At 33.1% G+C, this 1114-nt stretch carries 2 pseudogenes; one reads left to right on the top strand and one right to left on the bottom strand.

The features are described 5' to 3' along the window. Positions 1-116 precede the first annotated feature (116 nt). A pseudogene (locus tag ARSQ2_RS11525) lies at positions 117-394 on the top strand (DDE-type integrase/transposase/recombinase); the annotation flags it as partial. Between the two features lie 56 nt (positions 395-450). Here the strand turns inward: ARSQ2_RS11525 and ARSQ2_RS11520 are convergent. After that, positions 451-603, bottom strand: a pseudogene (locus ARSQ2_RS11520) (recombinase family protein); the annotation flags it as partial. Positions 604-1114: the final 511 nt, after the last annotated feature.

Below are 1114 nucleotides of genomic sequence, written 5' to 3'. Positions count from 1 at the left end.
CTTCGCTGTTTCTCGGATACTCAACCCTTCTTCCTCCACCGTAAATATCACTTTACGTCTAAAATCAATTGAATAGCTCATATAAATAATGTCATCAAAATTAAGTCGCTTAGCTATACACTCGTACGCTCGTTCAGCTAAAACGTGAAGGTCAATATCCGTCTCACGTTGAGCATCGACAGATTAAGTACCGAAATAACATTTTCTCGAATGCGAGCATGGCAAATTGAAACGGATAATCAGCGCCACACTGGGGTTTAAATCGATGAAAACTGCTTATGCCACGATAAAAGGGATTGAAGTAATGGTGGCGCTGCGTAAAGGTCAGGCTAAGTCGTTTTACTTCAGCTATCCCTTAGGTGAGATGCACCCGGTGAACAGGATTTTTGAAATGTTCAGACTTTCACCAACAAATAAGGCTACCACGTCACGATATTTGCAACAGTGCCATAGATTGAGTCCGTCCCGATTAGTATGACTACCTAAGACTTTATCAGTAAAAATTCTATTTGCTCGTACACCGGCTTCTTTAAGCGCTTTAATTTGAATATCGAGCGATTGTTGACTGGTTGACACTCTGGCATATCCAAAAGCCGCATTCAATGTCTCCTTAATCTATTTAAAGACGATAAATGTCTTTTATTATTATAAAACGATTTAATAAACATTTAAGAATAAATATTTTTACCTGTCTAAAAATTTATAATATTTTAAACAAATAAATAATCTAAAAAAATAATATGGAAAACTTGAATTGTTTTTTGATTTTGCATTACGTTTTTATCATTTGCTTGTATAACTGCTTCAAATTCTAATCAGATACAGAGCATTGACTATTAAAAGAGCTTATATATAAAGACCTTTAGAGAAATTACTATAATGAATGGTAGCCTTATTAACATAAAAAAACCTTGATTCTTCATCTTTTATAACCCAAAAATCATTACCATGTTTCATGTATGAAAGCATCAAAATATTTAAGCGAATATCAATATCTTTATTAATCGAGAGTTTCATCCTTTTCCCTCCATGATATAGCTGGGCGACTTTAAAATGATTACAAGTAATTACTCTATATCAGTAAATTTATATTGCAGAAAAACATATATTTTGA

Origin of the sequence: Arsenophonus endosymbiont of Bemisia tabaci Q2, from assembly GCF_902713415.1 — a bacterium.
GTDB lineage: Bacteria > Pseudomonadota > Gammaproteobacteria > Enterobacterales > Enterobacteriaceae > Arsenophonus.
This window is presented reverse-complemented; position numbering and strand designations above follow the sequence as displayed.